Source organism: Rhodanobacteraceae bacterium, assembly GCA_024234055.1.
In the GTDB taxonomy this organism is placed as follows: domain Bacteria; phylum Pseudomonadota; class Gammaproteobacteria; order Xanthomonadales; family SZUA-5; genus JADKFD01.
In genome coordinates this window covers 610,142-629,858 of record JACKOW010000002.1, presented here as the reverse complement: position 1 = coordinate 629,858, position 19,717 = coordinate 610,142, and the positions used below count along the sequence as shown (strand labels likewise).

The window sequence follows — 19,717 nt, the reverse complement described above, 5'->3', positions numbered from 1 at the left end:
GCGGCGCGCCGATTGCTTACTCGAAGCCGTTGGCAAACAAGGCATCACCGCTGACGGTGAACTGCACCGGCACCGTGTTGTTGGCGGTGTTGGGATCGCTGTAGGGCGCGATGACGTTTGCGGCGGCCGTGGTTTGCACGGAGGTCCCAGGAGCCGTACCGGCAAGAATCACGGCGTTGATCGTGTAGCTGACACTGCCGCCGGCGGGGAGCACGATGTTGTGCGAGATCGCGCCGCTGCCGCTGGCCGGGCAGGTGGCACCGCCGCTGGCGCTGCAGGTCCAGGTCACGCTGCCGAGCTCAGCGCCCAGCGTATAGCTGAAGGTGGTGCTGGGTACGTTGATGATGCTGCTCTGGTTGAGCACGGTGGCGGTGTAGCTGATGGCCTGTCCCGGTCCGGACGGACCGGCGTTGCGCTGGTGGGTGACCAGCAGATCGGCGTAGAGATCGTCATTCATGATGTCGATACTGACTGCGGCCGGTGACAGCTGTACCGCCGGAGCGGCGGTGGTGCTGAGATCGACAAAGAAGCGTTCGTCAGCTTCGGGTACGGTGTCGCCGGTGATCCCCAGCGTGATGGTGCGACTGGCATTGGCGCTGCCGTCGAAGCTGACCGTGCCGCTCGCCGCCACATAGTCCTGACCGGCGATGGCAGTGTCGTTGCGGGTCTGGTAGTTGACCGTGAATCCACCAGCGACCTGGCCGGCCAGTTGCAGCGTCAGTTGCTGCGAACTGGTACCGCTGTCGCCTTCCGCCACCACCAGCGGTGCGGTGGTCACCGTGGCACTGTCATTGTCGGTGATGTTGGCCACGACATTGGCGATGCTGACGCCGTTGTAGCCACCGCCTGATGCGCTGTGGGTAATGGTGCCAGTGTGATTGCCCTCGACCACGCTGTCATCGACGGCACTGACCGTCACCGGCTGCGGCACGTTCCAGTTGCCGGTGTTGAAGGTCAGCATCGACGGATTGACGCTGACCTGGGCGTCCGGGGTCAGGGTCAGCGTCACGTCGCCGCTGGGCAGGCTGTCCAGCACGGCGGTGTAGCTGTCGGTAGCGCCGCCTTCGGTCACATCGGTGCTGCCACCGCTCTGGACCAGCGTGACACCGGGCGTGCCACCGCCGCCGCAAGGCCCGCTGCCGACATTGCAGATGCCCGCCGGCAGAGTCGCCGTGAGCCGCTGTCCTGGCGAAACGCTGGCGCTGTTGAAGGAGAACTGGGTGAAAGTCGTGCCGGTGGTCGCTGCTTGCACACCGATGGTGGCGCTGACGCCGTTGGCGCTGTTTCCGCCGGTCAAGCCGTAGATGTAGCTGAACTGGTTCGATGCCTCGTTGAACTCAATAGCCACATTCACGGTGATCGCGCTTCCGCTGGTGCCTTGCCGCTCGCCGCGCCATTCAATAATCCATTTTTGATTCGGCGCGCTGCCAATCAGATGCTGGTAGATGCCGCCGTTCGTCACTGCACTGGCGGCGGTATCCAGATCGTCGTAGTAAGGCATCAATACGGGCAATGACGCCGGGAAGGAACCCAGGCTATTGCCAGTCCCGGCGCTTGGAAGGACGCTGTTGGCATATTCGGCAGATCCCCCGGTGGCCACAATTTGCAAATTGCCGTTGGTGCTCACGCGCAGCGTCGAGCCGGCGCTGACGGGGGTGCCGTACACCGAGAAATTGAACCCGGCGGGGACAGTCAGATCGACCACGGCATCATCGGCCTGGCTGCCAGCCACCAGCGTGCCGCCTCCGGGAATGGTGGCCCCGGTGCTGCTGGCAAAGCTGTAGTTGCCGCCGGCGGCAGCCTGGCCCACCGGCAAGCTGAAGTTGCTGACATAGGGCGAACCGCCGCCGCTGTAGGTCACCGTCAGCGTCAGGTCGATGTTGGTGAAGCACACCAGCGCGCTGCCGGTGCTGATCTGGAAAGCCGTGGTGTTGCTGCGGCTCTGGCCGGCAGGGATGTCGGCAAAGGAGGCATTGGGCTGACTGATGGTGACATTGGGTGTACTGGTGGACAGGACCGCGCTGACCGCAGTCGCTGTCGCCGTGCCGGTATTGCTCAGGGTGACGGTCAGATCGTTGCACTCATTGGGTTCGATCAGGCCGTTGCCAGTGGTCAGCTGTTGCCCGCTGTTGCCCAGCACCGGCAGGGTACCGCCATTGCCGGTGATGGTGAAATTGACGTCGGAGATGTCGAAGTAGACGTTGTTGTCGGCGGCAATCCGGATTCGGCCCTGCGAGGTCGGTGTGGCGCCGGCCAGGATCAGCGTGGCGCTGCCGTCATTGGCCTCACCGGTGGCCAGCGTCAGCGGGAAGGTGTTGCCACCATCCAGTGACAGACTGATGGTCACGGTGGCCGTATTCACCGGCGGCGCGTTGGTGCCGGCCACATTCCAGGTGATGGTCTGCGGCTGGGTGGCATCAAGCGTGACCGCGGTATTGGGCGAGGTCACGGCAAAAGGCCCGGAAGCGGCATTGACGGTGATCGCGGTCGAGGCTTCGTTGGTGCCGCCGCCACCAGCGCGGTTGTCGCGCGCCGTGACCCGGAAATTCATCGTGCGGTTGGTGCTCGGCAGCAACTCGCCGGTCAGGAAGCCGCCGGTCGTCTGCGGCGGCACATTGGCGTTGTTGAGGATGTACTGCAGTCTGGGAAAGGTGCGCGAGGGGCCGGTCAAGGGCGAGAAATTGCGGAACAGCGGCCCGCCGTTGTCACTCAGAGTGCCGGCCGGCGAGTTGGTCGGTCCCAGGTCGAATTCTTCCCACAGATAGGTCAGCGTGTCGCCATTCGGATCGCTGCCGCTGGCGGTCAGCGTGAACGGGGTCGAGCGCGGAATGGTGAAGGCCGCCGTCGTGGTCACCGTTGGCGGCGTGTTGCCGGTGGCGGTCGCCACGCCGCAGCTGGCGCCGCTGCCGGGGTTGGTGGTGAAGGCCAGCATTTCATTGAGACTGGCACGATGGAAATAGTCGGCGCTGTTGCTTTGCAGATTGTCGGCACCGCAGATGCCGGCATAGGCCTGGATGGTCAGTCCGCTACCCACCTCATAGGCGGTGGAAGCGTTGCGATTGCCCCCGCCGCAGGAACTGTTGGAACTGTTGAAGGTATGGTTGCCGCCGAACTGATGGCCCATTTCGTGAGCGACATAATCGACATCGAAGGGGTCGCCGACGGGCGAGGGCGAACCGGTGACGCCGCGGCCCTTCTGGGAGCTGCTGCAGACCACGCCCAGGCCAGCAACGCCGCCGCCGCCGGTGCTGACCACATGGCCGATGTCGAAGTTGGCATTGCCAATGACCGCATTCAGATTGGTCTGGTTCTCGCTCAGCATCGCAAAGCCGTCGTTGTTGGTGTACGGATCGGTACCGGCGTTGGTGTAGATGATCAGATTGTTGTTGGCGATCAGGGTCATGCGCACGCTGAGCTCGCGTTCGTAGATGCCGACTACGCGATTCAGCGTGGTCGTTACGGCAGCCAGGCCGCCAGCCACGTTGCCGCCATGGAAGGCGGTGTATTCGCCGGTGGCGGCGATGGCCACTCGATAGGTGCGCAAGCTGGTGCCCGAGGACACGTTGACCACCTGGTTGCGCTTCTGGAAGTTCGGCGCATCCTTGGGTAGCTCCTGGCCGGTGACCAGACAGCGCGGTCGCTCGCCCTGCTCCTGCGCATCGCGCTTGCGGTAGACGATGTAGTGGTCGAGATCGCCGGGTTGGTACGGGTCAATGTAGGTGCTGCCTTCCCAGGAGATGATCTGGGCGTGGAAGCCGGATGGCGTGACATCGAAGCGCAGCGTTGCCGTGCGGTCGTCAATGCCCTGGCCCAGATAGGTGCGAATCTCGGGGAACTGCGCCGCCAGGGCCGGCTCCATGACCGGCGCCTCGACGACGCGGAAGCTGCTGAAGCCACCACCGGCCAGCGGCAAGGACAGGATCTTGTCGCTTTCAGTGGCGGGCACATCGCTTTCCAGCGGCAGCTGCGCCAGCAGCGCCGCCAGCTGGTTGCGATCCAGCTGTACGCTGCGATAAGCCAAGGGCACGATCTGTCGCGGGCTGGCGGTGCGGGCGATGCCGGTCTCGGGGATGTCGGTCCACAGGCTGCTGTCGGCCGCAGCGTGGGCCGGGCGCAAGTCGAGGAGGCTGACAAGGGCCAGCAAACAGGCCGGCGCGATCGAGCGCTTCAGCCATTCAGATACAGGGGTCAACATGAAATCGCTCCGGCTGCGGCGGGGGCACATCGCTCGCTAGCATCGCTGCACCGGCCGCGCACGGCAATGGCGGGAAGGTGAAGCTTTGCCCGCGAATCTGCTCACCGAGAACGCCGCGACTGCACTGCGCTGGTGTCTGTCGATGTGCGCCGACTGACCTAAGCGCTCGTCCGGTTTGACCTCTGGCGTGGGCCCGCGGTGCATTGGGCTGATTCCGCACCCACGGCCTCGCACAGGCGTTCCCGGCAAGCGCCATTGCTGACGATGCAGCCGAGCTCGCGGGGAATCTGCTGGATCAGGAACTGACTCAGCGCCCTTACCCTGGCGTTGCCGCGGCTGTCGGGATGGCTGAGCAGCCATACCGGCATCTGCACATCCTGGAGCGGCGCGCTGATCTGTTCGATGGCGTCCTCCTGAGCGGCGGCGAAGCGTGGCAGGACGGCGATGCCGATGCCCGCCGCTACGGCCTTGATCAAGGCCGCCAGCGAATCGCTGCGCAAGGCCAGTCGCACCTGGGGATAGGTCTGGCGCAACCATTGTGCAATCTGCAGATGCGACAGACTGTCGTCGAGTCCAACCCAACGCTCTCCGGCCAGTGCCGGCAGGTCGGCGTGACCGGCATAGGCGCCACGGCGGGCATAGACGGCATAGTCGACCCGCGCCAGTTCACGACCCACCAGTTCCGGCGGCGGATGCGGTGTGGCCCGCAAGGCCAGATCGGCTTCGCGGCGACTGAGGTTGGCGTGGTGGTTGGCCACGATCAGCTCCACATCAATGTCCGGGTGTTCGCTCAGGAAGGCGCCAAGTACGCGGGTCAGCAGTCCGGCCGAGAGCAACTCGCTGCTGGCCACCCGGATCACCCCCTGCAATCGCGTATCGGCGCCCAGTACCTGGCGCTCGGCTTCGATCGCGGCCAGTTCCATCTGCGCTGCGGCCTCGGCCATGAGCTCGCCTTGTGCATTCGGCAGATAGCCCTCTCGCAGGCGTTCGAACAGGCGAGTGCCCAAGCGCTCCTCGATATCGTTGATGCGCCGAAAGACGGTCGAATGACCTACCTCCAGCGCCCGTGCGGCGCCGCTCAGGCTTTGGGCGCGAGCCACGGCCAGCACGGTGCGCAGATCATCCCAGCTCAGGGATCCTGTGCGTTCATGCAATGATGGCTTGCGCATTTTGCGAATTCCTGAGCGTTTGCGAACAGCCTAATCTGTCCTTCAACGCGGGACAAGCGGGCCCGAATCACTCAGGAGGCGACCATGAATCGTTTTGACAATAGATGGATATTGATCACTGGCGGCACCAGCGGTATCGGTCTGGCCACGGCCGAACGCTTGATCGCCGAGGGCGCACGCGTGATCGTCACCGGCTCACGCCAGGCATCTCTGGACAAGGCGCGAGGCGTGCTTGGCGAAGGCGCCCGCTATGTGCGAAACGATGCCGGTGAGGCGGCATCCAGCGCCGCGCTGGTCGAGGCGGTGCGCACGCACACCGGGAAACTCGATGGTATCTATTTCAACGCCGGATTCGGTCGGTTTGCGCCCTTTGATGCCGCTGAAGCCGCCGACTTCGATGAGCACTTCTCGGTCAACGTACGGGGTCCATTGTTGCAGGCGAGAGCCCTGCTGCCGCTGCTGGGTGCGGGCAGCAATCTGTTGTTCACGACGTCGATCGTGGATGACATGGGCATGCCCGGCAGCGCCATCTATGCGGCCACCAAGGGAGCCTTGCGGACCCTGACCAAGGTACTGGCCGCCGAATTGGCGCCAAAGCAGATCAGAGTCAATGCCGTCAGTCCGGGTCCGATCGAAACACCGTTCTTCGAACGCAATGGCATGGCGCCCGAGGCCATCTCCGAATTTGGTGCTCAGATTGTCTCTCAGGTACCACTCGGACGGTTCGGCAAGCCGAGCGAGGTCGCTGCTCTTGCCGCCTTCCTGCTGTCCGACGATGCCTCGTTCATCACCGGCGCCGAGTACGCGGTGGATGGCGGTATGGGTCAGGTCTGAGTTCCGCTAGGAATGGTGTGCAGGATGATGACTGACCAATCCAGAGGCCGAAGGCGGAGTTTCGGCGTCATTGCGGGCCACCTGTATCGGCCTGAAACTGCCCATGGGCCATGAACCAAGAATTTGCCTGTAGGAGGGACCTCGCGTCGCGACCGGCACCGCGACGACCCCGTCCTGAGGCAGGTCGCGGCAAGAAGCCGGACGCAGAGAACGCGAAGGAAAAGCAGAGAGAACACGAAGAAAAGCGTGAATATCTTCGATCTGCCCGGAAAACGGTCGTGCGTAGCCCGTTGTGCCGCGCAGCGGCTCAGCGGGGCGCTTTCGCGTCACCGCCCGCAGAGCGCTGCGCGCACTTGGGGCTACGACAGGCGGTTTTGTGCCAACTTCATCAATTCAATGGCTGGCGAAATGCCTGGTGCAGCATCGACGGTCGAGCTGCGGGAGCGGCTCGGGAAGGCAGGTCCGTGTCTCAATCGGACGATCTGGTCTTCGCGGATACGCCGGGCTCTTCCACCCTGAGCCTGGTCTTGCCGGCACGCTTGAGCTTGGCATTCACGGCAGCCAGATCCACGGTGCTGAGCTGCTCCCAGTTCGTCAGCGAGACCTCGAGCAGCGGCTTCAGCAGGTCCAGGCCCTGACGGGCATCGGCGCTGGGTGCGGCATCGGCTGAGTCCACGGCATGCGCCAGTTTGCCCAGCGCCTGCGCCAGAAAGCTGAAACTGCGCGTGCTCCTGGGCGGAAAGGCCCAGGCGTTCTTCGGGTTGGGCGCCTCGTTGATGCCGGCGAGTTCCATCACGCGATGGTCGAAGTCCTGCAGTGCCGTTTGCAGATCTCCAGTGGCGCTGGCCGCCGCCAGCTTCACGGATTGGTGCAAGGCATTGGCCTCGGCCTGCGCCGAACCCAGGCGCAGCTGGACGCCTTCGATCTCGCGGGCGAACTCGAACTGCGCCTGATAGGCCTCGTTCGACAGATCGATGCGTGGATCGGGCACAACCTGAAGTGTCTGCGTGTAGTCCTTGCCATCCACGCTGAGCACGATCCGATACTCGCCCGGCGGCGCCAGCGCGCCGTCGGCCCAGGCATCGCCATCGGCGCTGAGCGCCGGATAGCGCCAGGGCCAGACAAAGCGATGCAGACCTGGCGCGGCCTTGAGTGTGTGTACCACTTCGGCCCATTCGGCGGCATGGCCGGCGCTCAGCGCATCGTAGGCGGGCGCTGCATCGCTGCTGGAATAGCTGCGAACCCGTTTGCCGGCAGCGTCGTGGATCGTGAGCCGGACCGGCTCTTTCGGGGTCGCTGCCAGGCTGTAATCGAGGTAGGCGCCGAAGGGCGGATTCTCCGACGTGGGCTCGTCCCCTGGCAGCGGCGTACCGGTGAATCCGGCGGGACGCACGCGCACGCTGGGGGCCGGCGCGTACAGCCGGGTCTGGGCCAGGTCGGCCGGATCGATCAGCTGCCGCAGCGCCGACACATCGTCCAGAATCCAGAAGCCGCGGCCGTGGGTGGCGATGACCAGATCGCGATCGTGCACCACCAGATCCCGTACCGAGGTGCGCGGCAGATTCATCTGCAGGCTGTGCCAGTGGTCGCCGTCATCGAAGGAAATGTAGACCCCGAGTTCAGTGGCCGCATACAGCAGCCCCGGTCGCACCGGGTCGGCGCGCACGGCGTTGACGAAATCGCCATCGCGGATGCCGCCCACGATCAACGTCCAGGTCAGGCCGCGATCGCGGGTGCGGTAGATGTAGGGGCGGCGATCTTCGATGCGATGACGATCAACCGCTGCGTAGGCGTGGTCGGCATTGAAGGCCGAGGCTTCCAGACCGGCAATCTTCGCCCAGGGACCAACGCCGTTGGGCGTCACCGGAAACCAGAAGCGACCCTCGTCGTCGGAACGCCAGATCAGCCCGTCGTCGGTACCCACCCACAGCAGTTTGGCATCCAGCGGCGATGAGGCAATCGAATAGATCACGCCACGGCGCGGACCGGTGCCGAGATTGTTGGCAGCGCTGATCGCATCCAGATTGGGCGGAGCACCTGGATCCTCGCGGGTCAGATCGCGACTGATGACGGTCCAGTGCTCGCCGCCATCCTCGGTGCGGAACAGTTGCTGATTGGCCCAGTACAGCACCTTGGGATTGGCCCGATTGAAGGCCAGGGGCAGGGTCCAGGTGCGCCGGTACAACTCGGCCGGTTGTGCCAGCGTGGGGTCGATGTTGCGGCTTTGCTCGGTCTTCAGATCGAGGCGGTCGACGTTGCCGCCATAGATGATGCTGGGGTCGGTGGGATCGGGCGCGATCATGCCGCTCTCGCCGCCAGCCGTGACTTCCTTGAACTGCTGCATGGAGATGCGGGCATTGCCGATGGCTGAACTCGGCAGGCCGACGGCGCCCGAGTCCTGCTGAGCGCCGTAGACGCGGTAGGGGAAGCCCTGGTCGGTGCTGACGTGATACATCTGCGCGGTCGGCTGGTTGTGCCAGCTGCTCCAGCTGGCGCCGCCGTTCATGCTGATGATCGCGCCCTGGTCCACGCCCAGAATCTGGCGGTTCGAGTCCTCGGGGTCGATCCACATCTCGTGGAAATCGTCGCCGGTGTTGTCGCCCTTGTTCGCGGCGAAGCGAGTGCCGCCGTCGTCCGAACGCAGCACGATGGTATTCAGGACATAGACGATGTCGGCATTGGCCGGATCGATGGTGACCCGTCCGAAGTACCAGCCGCGTTGCCACAGGCGGATGTCGGCGCTGCTCCGGCGCCAGTGCGCGCCGGCATCGTCGGATCGGTACAAGCCGCCTTCGTCAGCGTCGACGATGGCGTACACCCGCTGCGGTGCGCTGGCGGAGATGCCGACGCCAATCCGGCCGACCTTGTCAGGAAAGCCGTTGCCGACAATCTGCTGCCAGCTGTCGCCGCCATCGCTGGATTTGTACAGGCCGGAGCCCGGGCCATTGGCGGGTGGATAGATGTTCCAGGGTGTACGCCGGGTTTGCCACATTGCCGCGTAGATCACCCTGGAATTGCCCGGCTCGAAGGCCAGATCGATGGCGCCGGTATCGCTGCCTTCCCCCAGCACCCGCTGCCAGTGCTGTCCGCCATCACGCGAACGGAACACGCCGCGTTCCTCATTGGGTCCGTAGGGATGACCGAGGGCCGCCACATAGACCGTGTCGGCATCGCTTGGATCGATCAGGATCTTCCCGATCTGCTGGCTGTCGGCAAGGCCGACATGGGCCCAGGTCTTGCCACCATCAGCGGAGCGATAGACACCATCGCCCTGGGCGATGTCCGAGCGCATGTCGGCCTCGCCGGTGCCCACAAAGAGCACCTTGGGATCACTGTCGGCGACGGCGATGGCGCCGATCGATCCGATCGGTTGATCGTCGAAGATCGGCTGCCAGGTGCGGCCCGCATCCAGGGTTTCCCAGACGCCGCCGTTGACGGCTCCGAAATAGAAGTGCTGCGGCTGCCCGGGCACGCCGGCCACCGCCAGCACGCGACCGCCGCGATGGGGGCCTATCGATCGCCAGTGCAGATCGCCGAAATCAACCGCGGCTTCGGCGAGGCTGCCGATCAGCGTCAGGCCGAGGACGATGCCTGGGAGAGCGCGGGAGTAGCGGTGCTTGCATGCCATGAATCTGTCCCTGTGCGTCGCGAGCGTTGACCAGGGCGCAACGATAGGGGATTCGGCTGCCGTAGAGACGAAAACTATTGGTGTCGGCGTAGCCTTGCCCGGGATCGCCGACTTGCAGTCGGCGCTTTGGCTCTTCGGAAGTTCGAGGTCAAGAGCGGCCGAGTGCAACTCGGCGATCCCAGCAATCCCGGGATCGCCTACCGGTCGGCGCGCGCTAGATCTTCCACTCCAGCTGCAGCCAGATCTTGCGGGTGTCGCGGGCAAAGCTGTCGGCATTGTAGCTGGCGTACTTGACCAGGGCGCTCACACCCTGGGCTACCGGGAAGCCCAGTTGTGCATCCCACTCGGTGCCGTAGTCGGCGCTGCCGCGATCGGCGCTGAAATCGTGGAAGGCGAGCAGCCAGCTGGCTTTCGCGGCCCATCCATCCTTGGCCAGGGGGCCACCGGCGCTGACGTAGCGATCGTTCAATCCGTTGACCGGTGTGGTCAGGAACTTGTCGTCCCAGCCATTGAAGGCATGGCCGGTGGCAAAGGGTGTCTGGAAGGCGTAGCGTCCGTCGCCGCTGAGCTGCTCGAAGCCCAGCTTGCCGGTGTAGCCGCTCCAGACCAGACCGCCTTCCAGCAGCAGGTAGTGGGCGTCGATGATCGACAGGCCATCGGCATGGTTGTCCTGTTGCGCCAACTCCAGTGTTGCCAGCCAGCCCAGACCGTCGGCCGGTCCGCCCTTGGCCGCATAGCGCAGGCCCAGATTCCGATGCGAGGTCAGCGGCAGCGTCTGGTTGTCGATGAAATGGGCGTAGCCGGTGAGCAGGCCGGAGCCGAGCGCATGACTGGCGCTGAAGAGATGGGTGCTCAGATTCCAGCGGCCGAGATCGCGATTGGGGTGGTCATCGCCGAAGATGCGCTGCACCCGATCGAGGTAACTGTAGCGCAAACTGAAGCCGTTGCCGAAGCTGCGGGTGGCGTCGAGGGCATCGAAGGTCTGCTCGTTCTGGCGCCAGCCGACATTGCCGAAGAAGCGCTGGTTGTCGTAGACCAGTCGCTGCCGTCCCAAGGTAATCCTGCTGGCGGCATCGGGCTGATAGTTGAGGTACAGCTGGTTCAGTTCGGCGTTCTTCGGGTCGGCCACCACCGGGTAGCGGGTGGTGCCATTGCGGGTGTTGTTGAAGGAACCGTCGTTGAAATTCGCGGTGCCCTCGAGTTCGCCGAACACACTCCAGCCCGACCGGGTTTCGCTGCGCCAACCGACCCGAGCCCGCAGGGTGTTGGCATCGGCATCGCGGCTGAAGGCGTCATCGCTGACCTTCTCGTAGCGCAGCCGGATGTCCAGCGTCAGACCCGAGGGCGGAGGCGGGTTTTGGGCGGCGGCCGGCAGGCCCAATGAAAGCAATAGCGCGGTTGCAAGCAGGGATTTCATGGCAAGGCTCCAGGATCGATAAAGTCTGATCGATCCTAGGTGCCGGCCTTTGCGCGACGCACTGACGCCGGTCAAGCGGAATGAAGAGGGGGCACGGGGCAGGGGGCAGGGGGGCACGGGAAAGGCAGAGCACCAAGGAATCCCTGCCGGGATTCATGTGCTGAACCTTGCCTCGTCATCCGAAGACCCGCAGCCTTCCCGTGCCCCGTGCCCCGTGCCCCGCGCCCCGTGCCCCGTGCCCCGGTCCCCCAGCTACACCCCCGCTCCGCGCAGCAGTGAGAGCTGCAGTTCCACGCGCTTGATCTCGCGCAGCATGCGTCCGGTTTCGAGGTGCTGGGCCATGAAGCCCTTGCCCATCATCACGATCTGCACCAACACCAGGCCGAGCGTGGCCCATCTCACTGCGGTCAGCGCATCGGCGCTGACATACACCTGCCAGAAGGCGTAGAAGCTCAGTACCGAGGCCGCGAGGATCACCAGATACACCATCCAGATGACCCAGCTCAGCGGTCCGCGGAACAGGCCGAAGGCTTGGGCGAAATAGCCGGGCTCTCCGTGTCGGGCCAACAGTTCCTGATCTTCCTTGGACAGGGCCTGCATCATCAATTCATCCAGCTTGCTCATTTCCAGCTCCTTCCAGTCGCGCGCGGATCTTGTTCCGGGCATGCATGAGCCGGGTCTTGACCGTTCCCGGCGGAACGTCCAGAGCGACGGCGATTTCGGCCACGCTCAGGCTTTCCAGATAAAACAGGGCCAGCACCGAACGCTGGGCGTCGGGCAGTTTCTGCAAGGCGTCCATGACCTGATCGATGTCGGCGTTGATTTCACCTGCATCGGATTCGCTGGCGATCTCGGCGTCATCGACGATCTGCGCCTCGGCGGCGCGTCGATCCTGGTCCGAACTTCGAAACAGGCGCTGACAACGTCGCGTCACGATCTGAAAGGCCCAGGCCGGAAACGCGGCCAGATCATCCAGACGAGCCAGGCCGCGCAGAATCTCGATCCAGGCTTCCTGCACCGCATCAGCGGCTCTTTCGGCATCGCCGAGCACCCGCCAGGCATGCCGCATCAGCCTCGGTTGCCAGCGCGCCACCAGCCGTTGCCAGGCCGGCCGGTCCCCGGTCAGCGCCGCAGCGAGCAGGTACTCATCAAGAATTCTCTCGCTGTTGCGCTGCACGTTCAGGCCGCTGTTTGGGTGCTGTCACATATTAGGTGCCAGCCAGGCGCAGATCGGTTCAATGCCGGTTCGACCATCGCCCATTTCCGGGCGCTTCGGCGTCAACGCCCGGAGAGCGCTGCGCGCACTTCGGGCTACACAAGCCGATTCCTTTCCAGGCCCAGAGCCGCAGTGCGGGTCTACCCGGGGGTATCTTTAAATCTCGCATTAAAGCGACTTGAACAAGCCGATTTCGGTCCGCCGCTGCCCTACATTCCCTACACAGCGCCGGTTGTCGGCGTACACGGGGGAACTACGATGCAGACCCGCAGGCGCTATCCCAGCATTGAATCGCCTTGCCCCGCCAATTTCTCCATGGCGCCCGACCAGAAGCGCCAGTGGTGCGAACACTGCCGTCGCGATGTGCACAATCTTGACGCGCTCGATCGTCGCGAACTGTCGCAGCTGACCGCTTCTTCGTCGGCCCTGTGCGTGAGCTACACGGTGCGCGTGCCGGTGGCCGTGCTGCTGGCCACCGGTTCGGCCACTGCGTTGGCAGCGGCGGGCGAGGGCTTGTTGCCATATGACGCGGACGAAGAACCCAGTGAGATGGAGATGGTGGTAGTAGGCGGTATCAGCGCCCAGCGCGAGGCCTGGGAGTCGCTGTTCCAGGAATTGGAAATGCCGGACAGCCTGCAGCTCACCCAGATGCAGCCCGCCAGCGAAGATCCGGAGCCGCATCCATGAGCAGATTTGTGACTGGTATCTGCCTGTGGCTGGCCTTGCCCCTGGTGGCGGCAGCCAACGGGCCTGATGCGCTGCGCGTCACTCGCATGATCGATGCGCTGCGCAGTTGCAGCATCGACGATGCCCAGGATCTGCTCAGCGCCGACTCGCGCGATCTGCTGCAGACCATCGCCAGCCTGGCGCTGCATGTGGATGTCGATATCGAGGAAGATTCCGTCGACATGCAACGACTGCTGCGGCGTCTGCGGGCGCGAGCTGAGCCCGCCCCGATGGAGGCCCTATACGCCGATTACTGCGAGGTCTTCCTGTCACGGCGTTCGCGCCTACTGTTGTCCGGCTTTGCCGCCGGTCGCAGTTTTGAGGCGCAGGATCTGAGTTGGGTGGCCTTGCTCGATCAGCGCCGACACTACTTTGGCACCGGCCTGACGCTGGTCTTTGAGAACGCTGCCTGGCGCCTGAATCTGCAGCGCTTTGCGCAGATGGACTTGATCTATCCGCTGGGTGCAGGGCAGGGCTTCAAGCAGGCCTGGGAACAGGCGATCGGCTACTACGGTGGTGTCGGCATCGATCAGGAGGAGGATCCGGTGTGTGCGGTGCCGGCGCCGCCGGAGCCACGCCCCGATCTGTCTGCGGCTATCCGCGCGCAGCTGTCCAGTCATGACGACGAGCCGCGTCTGCCCGGTCCGCGGCATCTGGTCAGCGTGCTCGAACGCCAGGCCGTGGCCTTCTATGCAGCGGGTCGCGAAGCCTCGGCCTCACCGGCAGCGCAGGCTCTGCAGGCCGAAGTGCTGGTGCGATCGGCCTTCTTCAAGGGGGCAGCGCCGGTGGGCAGCAAGGCCTGGCTGTCGCAGATGGATCAGGCATTCGAATTGTTTCGCGCGGCCGACGCCCAAGGCCTGGATCTGGCTCGGGTGGCGCCGATGCTGAGCTGGCTCGGAGAGCAATATCTGGCGCCGGAATTCGAACGTGCGTCAGACCTCGCTCGGGCGCGCATCGCCTTTGAACTCGCGGCTCGACATCAGAATCTGGATGGCGCCGTCCGCAGCGCCCAGTTTCTCGGCTTCGGCCTGGATGGTGCGCCAGCCCAATGTGGGCCAGCACTGGAACTGCTGGCACCCTTCCGCGCCGACCATCAGAACTCGGCGGTGATCACCAGCGCCTGGATCGCCCTGGATTGCGCTGATCCGGCCGGTCGCGATCTCGAACTGGCGCGGCGGTGGATCGGGGACCTGCATCAGACCCGTTTGTGGGAGGACACCGAGATCGCCGCATTGGCGAAACTGGATGCCAGCCTGGCCTGTGCCCAGACCGCAGCAACGCCCGATTGGCGTAGCCAGTGTCCACCGCAGTCCGAGCACGATGCCTTGAATTTCCAGGGCGAACGCAAGCTCGCGCAGCTGTTCAGGCCCAGAAACATCAAGATTCCGGACGAGTTCAGAAGTGCTCCGGCGCCGTCCTATCTGGGAGATTTCAACCCGGCGATGCGGACACTGAGCTGCGATTGAGCCTGTGGGCGAGTATGCGGGAGCGCCTTCAGCCGCGACGGCTCCGGTAGAACCCCAAGGCACCCTGTGGGAGCGGCTTCAGCCGCGACGGCTCTTGCGCGAATCCCGGACGCGCCCGCCAAGCACGCTGCAAGTCTTTCATTTGAGGGCACGAGGGCACGCAAGATCATGAGCTTGCCGTGAGGCTGCCTTTGCGTGCCCTCGTGCCCTCGCGCCCTCCTATGTTTGATGCGCGAACAAGCGCACCGCCAGGGGCGGCCTCTTGATCCGCGTGCCAACGCTCGGCCAAGCCACTCAGCGCTCCGACGGTAACGAATCGCGGCTGAAGCCGCTCCCACCGTCGGGCATGCCTGCTCCGCGGGCAAGTGCTCGACCAGAAGGGGGTCACACCGGCGATTCCCCGGGGCAGACGCCCGGATCCGTTTCATCTGTCCTTGACAGGCGCCCTACAAATGCGAATGATTCGCAAAAACAGGCGGGTCGAATGTGAGCTTCGAACTCACTGGCACTCAGGCTTCGACGACACAGGATTCCCATGCATCAGCAAGCTTCGGTCATCTGGCTGGCTGCCGTTGGCGCCGCCATCAGCCTTCCAGCAGGCGCCACCACCTATTTCACCGTGGCGGAAGTCAGTGAGCAGCTGTTTCCGGCGCAGGAGCTGACGCCGGTGCCCATCGCGCTGACGCCCACCGAGGCCAAGGCGGTGCAGAAGGCCAGCGGCGTGCGCGTGCGAGACCCGAGGCTGAAGCTGTGGCGTGCCGCTGACGGTGGCTGGATGTACATCGACCGGGTGCTGGGCAAGCATGAGTACATCACCTACGCATTGGCACTGGATGCCGCGGGCGCGGTCACCGGCCTGGAAATCCTGGAGTACCTGGAGACCTACGGTGACCAGGTGCGTCACCCGAAATGGCGGGCACAGTTCACCGGCAAGCAGCATGGAGCGACCCTGAAGCTGCAGGCTGACATCGCCAACCTGTCGGGAGCAACGCTGTCCAGTCTGCACCTGACCGAGGGCGTGCGCCGCCTGCTGGCCACCCATCAACTGGTGGTGACCGCGCGCTGATGCACATTGCTGCGCCCGCGCCGACTGCTGATCCCGGGAATGCCACGGTGTTGCCGATGCGGGAACGCATGCGGCCTTTGCTGGGCACCTTCGTGTGCATCCGCGTCGAGGTCGACGCTGCCCAGGCCAACCGGGTCTTCGCAGCCGCTTTCGGGGCCATCGAGCAGGTCCAGGCCTGCCTCAGTTTTCACGACCCCCAGTCGGAACTCTCCCGAATCAATCGCAGTGCCGCGGTAGCAGCACAGAGGGTGTCGCCGCTGTTTGCACGGGTGCTGCGTGCCTCTCTGGCGCTGGCCCGAGCCAGCGAAGGCCGTTTTGACCCCAGCATCGGCGCACGTCTGGTGCGCTGGGGACAGCTGCCGGCGCCAGAAGCGGCAGCTGCCGACGAGCAGGCCGACTGGCGCGACCTCAGTCTGGTCGACGGCCAGACCGTACGCTTCCACAAGCCGCTCTGGCTCGATTTTGGTGGAATCGCCAAGGGCTACGCGGTCGATCTCGCCGTGGCCGCATTGAAAGCGCAGGGCGTGCGCAAGGGTCTGGTCAACGCCGGCGGCGACTTGCGTGTCTTCGGCGCTGATCCGCAGACCATCCACGTGCGCCATCCGGCATCCCCGGCGCAGTCCATTCCCCTGCTTCAGTTGAGGGACAGTGCGGTAGCGACCAGCGCCGGCTATTTCAGCGCCCGCGATGGCTACACCGCTCTGGTCGACACCGCCACCGCGGCGCCGATGGGCGCTGGCGAGTCAGTCACGGTGGTTGCGCGACGGGCCATCTGGGCCGATGCCCTGACCAAGATCGTGCTCTCCGGTCACGCCAGTGCCCCGGGCCTGTTGCGTCGTTTGGGTGCCCAAGCGGCGTGCATCGACAGCCGCGGCCAGACCAGGAGGCTGGGCTGATGCGTGCCCATCAACGCGAACGTTTTCAGATGCCGCGCTGGGTGCGCCTGGCGGTCTACGGCGTTGGCCTGTTGTGTGCCTTCAGTGGTGTGCTCTGGTTGCTGCTGCACCATTTTGTGCAAGTGGAGGGCGAGTTCGGCCCCGAACCTTCGCCTTTCCAGCATCCGCTGCTGGTGCTCCACGGCGTGGTGGCGGCGATGTTGATCTGGCTGTTCGGCCTGCTCTGGTTGACCCACGTACGCCGCGCCTGGAAACGCCGCCGCAATTGGCGCAGCGGTGGCTTCATGGTGCTGTTGCTGGCCTGGCTGGCGATCAGTGGCCTTGGCCTCTATTACCTCGGCAGCGAGCAATGGCGCCAGTACACAGGCATCGCTCACTGGCTGGCCGGAATCATCGCCACGCTTTGGCTGCCCTTCCATATCTGGCGCGGACGCCGCGCCGTCCAGCTTCCCCCCTGACGGAGATCTCCATGTCCTTGCTCAAACCTGCTGGCGCCACGCGCCTGGCATTGCTGTTGGCGGCGCTGCTGACTGTGCCCGCGGCGCACGCTGACGAAGCCCTGTTCGGATACGTCTACGGCGTCGAAACGCTGCCCCAGGGGCGCATGGAATTCCAGAGTGCCTGGACCCATCGCTGGGACAAGGGCCGGGGACGGTTCTCGGCCGATGAAGTCCAGACCGAATTCGAGTACGGCGTGACCGATCGATTTTCCACGTCTGCCTATCTGATGTTCCTGGGGGTTGATCACCGAGGCGCGTTCCCGGCCACCGCCGAGGAGGGCGAAGCACTGTACCCGGATCGTCAGGGGACTTACTTCCGCGGCGCCAAGTTGCAGTTCAAGTACAACCTGGCCTCGCCCTACCTCAACAACGGCTGGGGTCTGGCGCTGCTGCTGGAGCCGCAGTACCACCGCCGTTTTCGCGTGGATGGCGCAAGCACCCGCCAGTGGGAGCTTGAAACCGGGCTGTTGCTGCAGAAGAACTTTCTCGACGACCAACTGGTGCTGGCCTACAACGCGCTGGTCGCGCGCGAGCGCCGGGTGCTGCTGGAAGACGGCAATGCGGTCGAGCACGAGTGGGAATACAGCAACAGCTTCGGCGCTTCCTATCGGGTGGCCCCGAAATGGTTCCTCGGCCTGGAGGCGCGTCATCATATGGATGTGCTGCAGGATCCGGATTCAGGTGATTACGGCAAGAACCAGTACAGCTTCTTTGCCGGTCCAACGGTGCACTACGGCACCCGCGGCTGGTGGCTGACCGCCAGTTATCTGCGCCAATGGCGCGGCAATCCCACCTACGCGCGCTCGGTCGGCGAGGTCATCGGCGGCGTCAACACCGATCTGCATCTGGACGAGAACGAGAAGAACGAGTTCCGCATCAAGTTCGGTATCGACTTCTGATCGCGCAGCCGGACGATCTCAACCGGTCGGTATCTGAGGTGTCTCGAACCCGTCGAAGTACAGCTGGTCGCTCCACTCATCGGCGCCGAGATCAAACGGGCCGCTGTGATTGGGTACGCCGGGAGCGTCGAATCCGCGCTGCTGGCCATCGATGTCCAGCAGGCGCGGCACCGAGGTGGCTGTCGGGTTGTAGCAGTAGTCGATCAGGGGTGAATTGGCGGACAGGCGAAAATCATCCGCGGCCGGATTCACGAACAGTGGATCGGTCACAATGAAGTCGGCGCCGATGACAATGAAGGGCAGCAGGCTGAAATCGATGCAGTCGAAGCTGGACGACTGGATGCTGGAGGCATTGATGGTGCTCAAGCCAGGTGCCTCGTAGATGATCGAGTTGTGTATCTCCAGCGCGCCGAAGCTGCCGCTGATGGCGGTGTTGAAATCCGTGTTGTGGGTGACCGTGTTGTAGTACAGGCGCAGATCCGAGTTGGCCGATTGGATGACCGTTTGCGCCAGGCTGTTGCGGGCAATGATGTTCCCCTGCAGCCATGCGTCGCTGTTGGCCAGGCGAATCGCGCTGGCGGTCACGGCCTGGTTTGCCATGACCCAGGTGCCACGCAGATCCAGCCTGTGGCCGATCATGTTGATGGCGCCACCGTTGCTGCCGGCCAGATTGTCTTCCAGCCGCGAGCAGCGCATGCCGCCCTGACAGCCGTCGAAGGGCACCATGGTCACTGCAGCTGAACTCTGGGCATGGATGGCGCCGCCATCGCGGCCGGCGCTGTTGCTGTTGAGCTGGGCGCCGACCAGGGTGAGTCCGGAGTTGTCCAGCCAGAAGGCGCCGCCATCAAAGCTGGCGTCGTTCAGATTGAAATTGACCAGGAAATGGGCGTCGCCCAGGCCGACGATCTGGCTGCTGTTGCGCGCATAGACACCGCCGCCCGAGCCGCTGGCGCGATTGAAATAGACGCCATCGCCGACGGTTGGCGCGATGATGGTGACAGAGCAATGATCGGCGTAGATGCCGCCGCCGTTGAGCGCTTCGTTGTCGAACAGATTGCCCTCAAAGCGCAAGAGGGTGCCCGCGCTGCTGCTGCAATAGATGCCGCCGCCGGCATCCGTGGCGCTGTTTCCGAAGATCTGGCTGGCGGCATCAATGATCAACCGACCGCTGAGAGTGCCGTTGAAGTGGATGGCACCGCCGCGCCCGGAGCTGTTGCCGCTGAGGGAGACGTTGTTCAGCGTGACCCGGTTGGACCCATCGATTTCGATGCCGCCGCCGAAATCGGCGTCAGGCTCGCCGCCGGTGATGGCGAGATTCTGCAGATAGACATCGCGTACGCTGCCGTCGCCGGCAAGGATCTCGATCACGCTGTCGGCAGCGCCGCCGGCGCCATTCAGGGTTGTGCGGCCACTGGGAACGGTGTCGGCGCAATCGCTGTAGCCGCCAATCAGCCACACGGACTGGTTGGAAATGTTCAGCGCTACGGCGCTGTAGCTCTGGTTTCTGGCGATGTGGATGAAGTCGGTGCCAGGGTTGGATTGGGCCTGGCTGATGGCCAACGCCAGATCCGTATGCGTGCAGGCGGCGTCGGCGCCCACGGCATAGGTGGCGGCCATTGCCGGACCCGCCAGACTGAAAGCGGTGACAGCCAAGCTTGTCCGCAGTGCCCATCGAGCATGAAGACGATATCTGTCCATGACTTCA

Annotated in this window: 14 protein-coding genes; 7 read left to right on the top strand and 7 right to left on the bottom strand. The window is 64.4% G+C overall.

Going from position 1 to position 19,717, the window contains the following annotated elements:
- Nucleotides 1-16: 16 nt before the first annotated feature.
- Together H7A19_06805 and H7A19_06800 are read right to left on the bottom strand one after the other, a co-directional pair.
- Nucleotides 17-4,195, bottom strand: a complete 4,179-nt coding sequence (locus tag H7A19_06805) for a hypothetical protein (GenBank protein ID MCP5474537.1) — start codon at nt 4,193-4,195, stop codon at nt 17-19.
- Between the two features lie 158 nt (nt 4,196-4,353).
- Nucleotides 4,354-5,364, bottom strand: a complete 1,011-nt coding sequence (locus tag H7A19_06800; protein ID MCP5474536.1) for a LysR family transcriptional regulator — start codon at nt 5,362-5,364, stop codon at nt 4,354-4,356.
- Between the two features lie 84 nt (nt 5,365-5,448).
- Here H7A19_06800 and H7A19_06795 point away from each other — a divergent pair, with 84 nt between their 5' ends.
- Nucleotides 5,449-6,198, top strand: a complete 750-nt coding sequence (locus tag H7A19_06795) for an SDR family oxidoreductase (GenBank protein ID MCP5474535.1) — start codon at nt 5,449-5,451, stop codon at nt 6,196-6,198.
- Between the two features lie 469 nt (nt 6,199-6,667).
- Here H7A19_06795 and H7A19_06790 read toward each other — a convergent pair whose 3' ends face one another.
- The 4 genes from H7A19_06790 to H7A19_06775 all read right to left on the bottom strand — a co-directional run bounded on the left by H7A19_06790 (nt 6,668) and on the right by H7A19_06775 (nt 12,420).
- Entirely contained in the window at nt 6,668-9,826 is a 3,159-nt protein-coding gene (locus H7A19_06790; protein ID MCP5474534.1) for a hypothetical protein, read from the bottom strand.
- 214 nt (nt 9,827-10,040) lie between these two features.
- Nucleotides 10,041-11,243: an alginate export family protein gene (locus tag H7A19_06785; protein ID MCP5474533.1), complete on the bottom strand. Its 1,203-nt coding sequence runs from the start codon at nt 11,241-11,243 to the stop codon at nt 10,041-10,043.
- Nucleotides 11,244-11,495: 252 nt separating this feature from the next.
- Nucleotides 11,496-11,867 (bottom strand): hypothetical protein, encoded by a 372-nt coding sequence (locus H7A19_06780; protein MCP5474532.1) that lies wholly within the window; start codon nt 11,865-11,867, stop codon nt 11,496-11,498.
- Nucleotides 11,851-12,420: a sigma-70 family RNA polymerase sigma factor gene (locus H7A19_06775; protein MCP5474531.1), complete on the bottom strand. Its 570-nt coding sequence runs from the start codon at nt 12,418-12,420 to the stop codon at nt 11,851-11,853. The genes H7A19_06780 and H7A19_06775 overlap by 17 nt, the downstream gene beginning before the upstream one ends.
- Before the next feature lie 297 nt (nt 12,421-12,717).
- Here H7A19_06775 and H7A19_06770 point away from each other — a divergent pair, with 297 nt between their 5' ends.
- The 6 genes from H7A19_06770 to H7A19_06745 all read left to right on the top strand — a co-directional run bounded on the left by H7A19_06770 (nt 12,718) and on the right by H7A19_06745 (nt 18,012).
- Nucleotides 12,718-13,146, top strand: coding sequence for a hypothetical protein (locus H7A19_06770; GenBank protein MCP5474530.1), 429 nt, complete (start codon nt 12,718-12,720; stop codon nt 13,144-13,146).
- Complete coding sequence (locus H7A19_06765; GenBank protein MCP5474529.1) at nt 13,143-14,651, top strand: hypothetical protein; 1,509 nt, start codon at nt 13,143-13,145, stop codon at nt 14,649-14,651. Before H7A19_06770 ends, H7A19_06765 begins: the two co-directional genes overlap by 4 nt.
- Before the next feature lie 535 nt (nt 14,652-15,186).
- Entirely contained in the window at nt 15,187-15,717 is a 531-nt protein-coding gene (locus H7A19_06760) for an FMN-binding protein (protein MCP5474528.1), read from the top strand.
- Complete coding sequence (locus H7A19_06755; protein ID MCP5474527.1) at nt 15,717-16,613, top strand: FAD:protein FMN transferase; 897 nt, start codon at nt 15,717-15,719, stop codon at nt 16,611-16,613. The genes H7A19_06760 and H7A19_06755 overlap by 1 nt, the downstream gene beginning before the upstream one ends.
- On the top strand, nt 16,613-17,071 hold the full coding sequence (locus tag H7A19_06750) for a DUF4405 domain-containing protein (protein MCP5474526.1): 459 nt from the start codon (nt 16,613-16,615) through the stop codon (nt 17,069-17,071). The genes H7A19_06755 and H7A19_06750 overlap by 1 nt, the downstream gene beginning before the upstream one ends.
- 11 nt (nt 17,072-17,082) lie before the next feature.
- The gene (locus H7A19_06745; protein ID MCP5474525.1) at nt 17,083-18,012 is read left to right on the top strand and encodes a transporter; all 930 of its coding nucleotides are present in this window, start codon (nt 17,083-17,085) and stop codon (nt 18,010-18,012) included.
- Nucleotides 18,013-18,030: 18 nt separating this feature from the next.
- On the opposite strand, the gene H7A19_06740 is transcribed toward H7A19_06745, so the two are convergent.
- Nucleotides 18,031-19,665 (bottom strand): hypothetical protein, encoded by a 1,635-nt coding sequence (locus H7A19_06740; protein ID MCP5474524.1) that lies wholly within the window; start codon nt 19,663-19,665, stop codon nt 18,031-18,033.
- Between the last annotated feature and the right edge of the window lie 52 nt (nt 19,666-19,717).

Bases quoted from the DNA above. Each gene is read 5' to 3' on its own strand.
- H7A19_06805 (MCP5474537.1), bottom strand. From the start codon at position 4,195: ATGTTGACCCCTGTATCTGAATGGCTGAAGCGCTCGATCGCGCCGGCC.
- H7A19_06800 (MCP5474536.1), bottom strand. From the start codon at position 5,364: ATGCGCAAGCCATCATTGCATGAACGCACAGGATCCCTGAGCTGGGAT.
- H7A19_06795 (MCP5474535.1), top strand. From the start codon at position 5,449: ATGAATCGTTTTGACAATAGATGGATATTGATCACTGGCGGCACCAGC.
- H7A19_06790 (MCP5474534.1), bottom strand. From the start codon at position 9,826: ATGGCATGCAAGCACCGCTACTCCCGCGCTCTCCCAGGCATCGTCCTC.
- H7A19_06785 (MCP5474533.1), bottom strand. From the start codon at position 11,243: ATGAAATCCCTGCTTGCAACCGCGCTATTGCTTTCATTGGGCCTGCCG.
- H7A19_06780 (MCP5474532.1), bottom strand. From the start codon at position 11,867: ATGAGCAAGCTGGATGAATTGATGATGCAGGCCCTGTCCAAGGAAGAT.
- H7A19_06770 (MCP5474530.1), top strand. From the start codon at position 12,718: ATGCAGACCCGCAGGCGCTATCCCAGCATTGAATCGCCTTGCCCCGCC.
- H7A19_06765 (MCP5474529.1), top strand. From the start codon at position 13,143: ATGAGCAGATTTGTGACTGGTATCTGCCTGTGGCTGGCCTTGCCCCTG.
- H7A19_06760 (MCP5474528.1), top strand. From the start codon at position 15,187: ATGCATCAGCAAGCTTCGGTCATCTGGCTGGCTGCCGTTGGCGCCGCC.
- H7A19_06755 (MCP5474527.1), top strand. From the start codon at position 15,717: ATGCACATTGCTGCGCCCGCGCCGACTGCTGATCCCGGGAATGCCACG.
- H7A19_06750 (MCP5474526.1), top strand. From the start codon at position 16,613: ATGCGTGCCCATCAACGCGAACGTTTTCAGATGCCGCGCTGGGTGCGC.
- H7A19_06745 (MCP5474525.1), top strand. From the start codon at position 17,083: ATGTCCTTGCTCAAACCTGCTGGCGCCACGCGCCTGGCATTGCTGTTG.